We start from the raw sequence: 6,670 nt of genomic DNA, 5'->3' as shown, positions 1-6,670 counted from the left end.
TTATCTATCAATAATTAGGCAATTTCAATCAGCTTTGATACTAACTTTTCGATACCTGATGCCGCTTGAGAGATATTCTCTGCCAACATATAAGCAGGGGTTGATAGAACGAGGTGTGTTTCATCAAAAACGATATCCTCGACAGAGCAAGTGATGTGCTCGCCGCCCATTTGATTAAATGCTATCGAGATCGCTTCATCGTTGCCTACGGTGCCTTTCACGCCATGCTCATAAATCATCGGAATAATGACAGGAGAAATACACAGATAACCTGCTGGCTTTTTCGCATGAGCGAATGCGCGACATGCTTGAGCTACGTGTGTATTAATCGAGCACTCAGCCCCTGATACTGCGAAGTCAGTGAGATTTTTAGCGGCACCAAAACCGCCAGGTAAGAGTAGGGCATCAAACTCATCTGGATTCAATCTTGCAACATCATCAATATTGCCACGTGCAAGGCGTGCAGATTCCACCAACACATTTCGTGTTTCGTCCATCTCTTCGCCAGTTAGATGATTAATCACGTGTAATTGATCGATGTTAGGAGCAAAGCAATGCCATGATGCGCCTTGTTTTTCAATGGCATGGAGTGCTAATACGGCTTCATGCAGTTCTGTGCCATCGTAAACACCTGAACCACTGAAGATAACTGCGACTTTTTTCATTTGAGAATTCCTTTAGTCTGAGGTTTCCGTTTGTTGCTCTGTTTCTTTTAGATGTTGAGTGCTCGAATCAGTTTCGGCGATTTCGCTATCGTCGTCTTCTTCATCATAGTAGCGCACAACAAAAGGTGTAAGCATAACACTCGAGGGCAGAAAATGTTTCATATCGACTCCAACTGCGTAATGGAGTGATTTTTATACTGATTTTTATAAAACAGTACGTTGAACCTGATCATTTTTGAGTTAAGCTGATGTTTCCTTTGGCATTCGTGAGTGGTAGGTCACATGAAATCAGTGCAATTTCGTTTCACACTTTATGGTTGTATTGCCATCCTCTCTTGGAGTTGCTTACTTGGCATTGCCAGGTTGGTTACCGAGAGCTTAGGTCCCGTGGGCGGGGCGGCCATGTTGTACTCTCTCAGTTCTATTTTCCTTCTTATCGTAGTTGGCATTCCGAAGTTATCGTATTTTTCTCCAAAATATCTCGTGCTTGGTGGCGCGATGTTCGTTTGTTATGAAATATTTCTCGCTTTATCTCTGGGATATTCCAACTCGCGTGCGCAGGCTATTGAGGTGTCGATTGTCAATTACCTTTGGCCAGCACTCACCGTTTTGTTTGCGGTTTTAGGCAGTAACAAAAAAACAAACTGGCTGCTTTATCCAGCGGTTGCGCTGGCGTTTATCGGAGTCGCGTGGACGGTGAGTGGTGAGAATGGCTTATCCGTTACTCAGATTATGTCCAATGTCAGTAGTAACCCTTTGGTGTACTTTATGGCTTTCGCAGGAGCAGTTATATGGGCCTTTTATTGTAATTTAACCCAGAGGCAGCAATCCAAACATAACGCGATTACGTTGTTTTTCATTGCTACTGCTGTTTCGTTATGGGTGAAATATGCGTTTGCTGATGAGCCAGAGATGACTTTTTCATGGGAAGCAATGGGCTACCTTTTTGCTTCTGCGGCGTTGATGGCTGGTGGTTATGGTTTGTGGAACATCGCGATTGTTGGTGGAAACATGGTCTTTCTCGCGACACTTTCTTACTTTACGCCCATTTTCTCTGCGCTATTTTCTTCCATTATTCTTGGTGTGACGTTGAGCAATAGTTTCTGGCAAGGCGTTGTTATGGTAACGGTGGGCTCGCTGATGTGTTGGTTAGTCACCAAAGAGAAGCGCGAAGCTGCAGGTTAAACCAAAATTATCTGGTTTTATCTTTGCGCTGTATGCTCAAATGACAGAAAGAAAAAAGCTCCCGACCGAGGGAGCTTTTTTCTTTCGTGTTCTAACAGTTTGCGACGTTTAAATGGAGTTGCAGTTTGAATCTGTGCTTCGACAGACGTTTCGTTAACTGAGTACGAGTTTGTTCCAACTTATCCAATGCGATGGTGTCGTCATCGACGTGCAAATCGATGTTAATACGAAGCTCTTGGCCCACTTTAGTGATACCCGCTAACTTCAGCTGGTGGTCAGATGTTTTTTCTATCTCTAGTACATCATTGCCAACGACCTGACATAGCTCTTTGCTTGGTGTCATCATTAGTAGCTCACGTAGTGCACCAACCAACATATCAAAAGGAACTTTCAGAAAGTAGAAGCCCATTAGCACCATCATCATAGGATCGGCATAAACCGCATATTCAGCGAATGGTGTTAGTGATACAGCCCAAGCAGCAACAAATCCAACCGTCACTGCCACACTTAATAGCGTATCCATCTGCCACTGTTTTTTCTCTGCTTCAATCAAGCCTGATGAGAAGCGACGGCTGCGTTTCGCCATAAACCACCAAGCGTAACCACAACCGATGACGTTTACGATGCCGAAGAGAGTGGCAATAGAAGCATCGACTTCACGGCCTCCGGACATCAATGCTGATATCGCAGAGTAGAGAGAGAAGCTTACAACCACTAAAATGACGGCTGCTTTTATCGCAATAACGATTGGTTCTAAGACCGCTTTTCCAAATGGGAATACAGATTTTGAAGGCTTGTTAATATAGTAAGAAGCGGCCAGTGACAATAAAGTTAACAGTAAGCTGACCAAAGAGTAAACACCGTCAAAAACGATGACAATTGATCCTACAAGCAAGCCAAGTACCATACCACCAGCAGCGAACCCAGATGTTAAAAGGGCTGAAATGGTTAGAATACGGTTTTCGTTTTTGCTTGTCCTGTCACACATAAAAGATGCCTTTAAATTTTAATACCTTACTATTCTTCTCGCATAAGGTAATTTAGGCAACCACTAAGTGAGCAGGTTCTAATCTAAAAAGTTGCGTTTTTGTTTATGTTCTTATAAAACAATGACTTGCTTCATGATTGTGGTGCCAATAAAATTGGCGCTCACTGATAAAATGTTTAGAAGTCAAATAAATACTCGCTCAATTTATCCGCTAACCATGTCATTGCTGGGTGCTCAGTTTGACCGTTAGGTGAAAACATACAGTAGTCTTCTTGTGTCAATCCGTATGTATGCTTGATAACGGCGAGCTTTTGCTGGCGAAGGTAATGGCGGATTAATGGTTCTGGCAGTACACCCCAAGCGTCTTCTTCTAAGATGGTGTTGAGCATGTAGTCAAAACTCGAAAAGCCAATGTATCGAGTCGAGAAAGGCTGCAGTTCAGGGTTGTCTTTCTCATTTAGGTACACCATCAACGCTTGCATCTGGCTGCGTAGATCTTCGTCTGAGACTCGGCGCATCTTACTTAGGCGGTGTTCTGCACTGCATACTGACATCATACGTATCTTGCCTAGTGGGTTATACACGATACGAGGATCGTCGACGCGCTCATAATCAACACCAAAGGCAAAATCCACTTGGTGGGTACTGACTAAGTTGGCTAAGTCGCCACTGGATGCCAAGATTAAGTTGAAGGTTGTGGAAGGGAAGCGGTTATTCAGTGTATGAGAAAGCTCCTGCCAGAGATCATCAGGTAAGGAGTCGTCACGTGCAACCCAAACTTCCGCGTTAAAACCTTCTGAGATTTGAGCACAGGTTTTTCTTATCCGCTGTGCGATGATAAGTAGGTGTTCGCAATCTTTGTAAATGGCTTTCCCAGCTTCAGAGAGAGTGAGCTGGTTGCCAGTTCGGGTAAACAACTCAACGTTGAGATCTTTCTCTAAAGCCTTAATCGACATACTGAGTTTGGTGCGATTACAATCGAGTTGCCTTGCCGCTTCAGAAACAGAACCACACTCAGCGATGGTGCAGAAGGCTTCTACTTGAGTTAAGTTCATGATTTGACACAACCAATAAATGAATTCAAATAATTTGGGTATTATGCAGATGCGCTCCCAAAGCCATGAAAGATTATCGAAAAAAACGCGAATCCGCCAGATAAGTCTATGGTCTTTTAACGGTTTTGCGGTAATCTATGTGGGTTACAAAAAGTGAACATGGAGGCCACGATGGCACAAGATTGGGACGGCTTAGCAAAAAACTGGGAATCAAATCCAGCAACAGAGCAATTTGCGCAGTCGGTGTTTGAGCAGTTACAACAGCTAACTCAGCTTGATGGCATTAAAGTACTAGATTTTGGATGCGGAACAGGGCAGTTAAGTCAACGATTGTCACCGATGGTTAAAGACATCGTAGCATTAGACGCATCGGAAGCCATGATTGAGGAACTCGATAAAAAAGAGCTCGTCAACGTAGAACCTGTGGTAGATGCACTATCTCGCGGCTTGGTTGCTCAGCACCCTGCGTTTCGTGGACAGTTCGACTTGGTGGTTGCATCGTCAGTTTTAGCGTTTGTGGAAGACTTAGACGTGTCATTAAAAATCTCGCATTCTTTACTTAACCACGGCGGTTACTTTGTTCATTTTGATTGGATTGCAGAATCTGAACAAGACGGTTTTACCCTTGCGAAGTCTAAACGTGCTTTGAAAGATGCAGGTTTTACTGAGGTGGAATCGCAACACGTTTTTGACATTACATCTGACGGTAAAACGATGTCGGTATTAATGGGGCTTGGTCGCCGTTAATACTGAACAAAGAACACCACATGATAAAAGCGAGCTACCTAGCTCGCTTTTTTCTTATCGGTTGAGGGTATGTACCTAAGTTAATCTCACTTGTTCTTCAACCTGTCGCTGGGGGTGTAAGCAAAGTGGTTCTCTAACAACCAAGTGTTCTGAGGTTATTTTTGGGCGACTATCCTGCGGATCTCCTCCAACACTTCAGGGTTGGCTATTGCGCCTAAATTTTCTACGCTCCGATTGTTAACGACTTGCTTAACGGCTAACTCGACCAATTTTCCCGAACGGGTCTTAGGTATATCGCTTATTGCGTAAATTGCACTAGGTACATGCCTTGGAGAACATGCAGACTTTAGCTGTGCTTTGATGGAGGCGATCATCTCGTCGTTGAGCTCTATCCCTTTCATTAATTGGACAAACAGCCATATTTGTTCGTTGCGATCAACTTCTTTTCCTACTGCGATGGAATCTAGAATACCGTCTATACTGTTCACTTGCTGATAGATTTCGGCCGTGCCGATTCTTACGCCACCGGGATTCAACGTGGTATCACTTCGACCATAAAACACGTATCCACCAACGCTGGTCTGTTCAACATCGTCGCCGTGGTGCCAAATATTGTCGAACTTATCCCAATAAGCACGATGATATCTTTCCCCGGTGTCGTTCCAAAAGCCAGCGGGGAAGTTGGGCAATGAATTGGCACAAACCAACTCACCGCGCTCTCCAATTACGCTATTACCTTGCGGGTTAAAGACTCTGACATCGACCCCTAACCCTGCTGATTGGCACTCTCCCCGATAAACGGGAGAAATAGGGTTGCCCAATACAAAGCAGCCACAAATGTCTGTTCCGCCAGAAATCGAGGCGAGGTGTACATCTTCTTTAATGTGTTGATAGACATAATCAAACTGTTCTGGATACAGAACAGAGCCCGTTGAGCAAATGGTTTTCAGACTTGGAAATGCATCACTTTTCGGCGGAGAAAAAGAAACTTTTTCCAATGCCTCTAGGTATTTCGCCGAAGTTCCAAACAGCGTCACTTCGGCTTGTTCAGCGAGGTCCCAAAGCACGTTATGAGTGGGATAAACAGGGCTACCATCAAAAATCACCAAACATGCGCCGCTCGCGAGTGAAGAAACGTGCCAGTTCCACATCATCCAGCCGCAGGTCGTGTAATAAAACACTCTGTCGTTCGGTTGAATATCGCAATGCAGTTGATGCTCTTTCAAGTGATTAAGCACCGTTCCGCCGACGGAATGAACGATGCATTTCGGTTTGCCTGTCGTGCCTGAAGAATAGAGCACAAATAGCGGATCGTTAAAATTAACACGAGTAAAAGTCAGCGCTTCGGGTGTGTATTGATTCAGGACGTTTTGCCAATCTTGAGTGCAGACGTCGCATTCAAAAATGTGTGGTTTCAGGTAGCTAATTTGGCAAACCTGTTTAAGACCATCAAGATGATCCGCAATGTGCTGGTTTTTCTCAGACATATCGAAAGTTTTGCCATTGAATGTATAGCCATCACAAGTAAACAGGATTTTAGGTTTCACTTGACCAAAGCGCTCCAAAACGCTTTCAACGCCAAAATCAGGTGAGGTAGAAGTCCAGGTTGCCCCTAAACTGGTGGTTGCTAACATGGCTATCACCGTTTGAGGTAAGTGAGGCAAATAGCCAGCGACGACATCACCTTGCTTGATTCCACATTCTTTCAACCATTGCTGGACACTCGAAACTTCTTCACACAATTGTTTCCAGGTGTAGGTCTGTTTTTCTTCACGTTCATTTTCAAACCAAATCGCGAGATCATCGGGTTGGTGACACGCGTAGGTTAGCAAATTTTCGGCGTAGTTAATTTGCGCGTTTGGGAACCATTTTATATCCCTATTTTCAACAGGTTGCTGCCAGCGACTTTCTGCTCGCTCTTTTATGGTCTCTCCCTGAGTGCCAATGACGTCGCAGAATAGCCAAACTTCCTGCCAAAATTTTTCTACATGATCGAGTGACCATTGATGCAGATCAGCGAAGCTTTCAAG

Annotated in this window: 7 protein-coding genes; 2 read left to right on the top strand and 5 right to left on the bottom strand. The window is 44.3% G+C overall.

The genetic code is table 11. The features are described from left to right. Nucleotides 1-14: 14 nt before the first annotated feature. Nucleotides 15-665, bottom strand: a complete 651-nt coding sequence (gene elbB, locus CAG69_RS20800) for an isoprenoid biosynthesis glyoxalase ElbB (RefSeq protein WP_161446023.1) — start codon at nucleotides 663-665, stop codon at nucleotides 15-17. 12 nt (nucleotides 666-677) lie between these two features. Beyond that, nucleotides 678-827 (bottom strand): hypothetical protein, encoded by a 150-nt coding sequence (locus CAG69_RS22365; RefSeq protein ID WP_006742043.1) that lies wholly within the window; start codon nucleotides 825-827, stop codon nucleotides 678-680. 120 nt (nucleotides 828-947) lie between these two features. On the opposite strand from CAG69_RS22365, the gene yddG reads away from it, so the two are divergent. Beyond that, the gene (gene yddG, locus CAG69_RS20795) at nucleotides 948-1,850 is read left to right on the top strand and encodes an aromatic amino acid DMT transporter YddG (RefSeq protein ID WP_161446021.1); all 903 of its coding nucleotides are present in this window, start codon (nucleotides 948-950) and stop codon (nucleotides 1,848-1,850) included. Nucleotides 1,851-1,941: 91 nt separating this feature from the next. Here yddG and CAG69_RS20790 read toward each other — a convergent pair whose 3' ends face one another. Both CAG69_RS20790 and CAG69_RS20785 read right to left on the bottom strand, forming a co-directional pair. Beyond that, the gene (locus CAG69_RS20790) at nucleotides 1,942-2,838 is read right to left on the bottom strand and encodes a cation diffusion facilitator family transporter (protein WP_161446019.1); all 897 of its coding nucleotides are present in this window, start codon (nucleotides 2,836-2,838) and stop codon (nucleotides 1,942-1,944) included. Nucleotides 2,839-3,014: 176 nt separating this feature from the next. Further along, nucleotides 3,015-3,893, bottom strand: coding sequence for a LysR family transcriptional regulator (locus tag CAG69_RS20785; RefSeq protein ID WP_006742040.1), 879 nt, complete (start codon nucleotides 3,891-3,893; stop codon nucleotides 3,015-3,017). Between the two features lie 171 nt (nucleotides 3,894-4,064). Here CAG69_RS20785 and CAG69_RS20780 point away from each other — a divergent pair, with 171 nt between their 5' ends. Continuing rightward, entirely contained in the window at nucleotides 4,065-4,640 is a 576-nt protein-coding gene (locus CAG69_RS20780; protein WP_161446017.1) for a class I SAM-dependent DNA methyltransferase, read from the top strand. A gap of 155 nt (nucleotides 4,641-4,795) precedes the next feature. Here CAG69_RS20780 and CAG69_RS20775 read toward each other — a convergent pair. Next, nucleotides 4,796-6,670: acetoacetate--CoA ligase (locus CAG69_RS20775; RefSeq protein WP_161446015.1), on the bottom strand; the 1,875-nt coding region annotated here is incomplete at its 5' end.

Origin of the sequence: Vibrio sp. V43_P6S15P86 (assembly GCF_009904725.1) — a bacterium.
In the GTDB taxonomy this organism is placed as follows: Bacteria; Pseudomonadota; Gammaproteobacteria; order Enterobacterales; family Vibrionaceae; genus Vibrio; species Vibrio diabolicus.
This window is presented reverse-complemented; position numbering and strand designations above follow the sequence as displayed.

Excerpts from the sequence above, each read along its gene's own strand:
- elbB (WP_161446023.1), bottom strand. The coding sequence starts at position 665 with ATGAAAAAAGTCGCAGTTATCTTCAGTGGTTCAGGTGTTTACGATGGC.
- CAG69_RS22365 (WP_006742043.1), bottom strand. The coding sequence starts at position 827 with ATGAAACATTTTCTGCCCTCGAGTGTTATGCTTACACCTTTTGTTGTG.
- yddG (WP_161446021.1), top strand. The coding sequence starts at position 948 with ATGAAATCAGTGCAATTTCGTTTCACACTTTATGGTTGTATTGCCATC.
- CAG69_RS20790 (WP_161446019.1), bottom strand. The coding sequence starts at position 2,838 with ATGTGTGACAGGACAAGCAAAAACGAAAACCGTATTCTAACCATTTCA.
- CAG69_RS20785 (WP_006742040.1), bottom strand. The coding sequence starts at position 3,893 with ATGAACTTAACTCAAGTAGAAGCCTTCTGCACCATCGCTGAGTGTGGT.
- CAG69_RS20780 (WP_161446017.1), top strand. The coding sequence starts at position 4,065 with ATGGCACAAGATTGGGACGGCTTAGCAAAAAACTGGGAATCAAATCCA.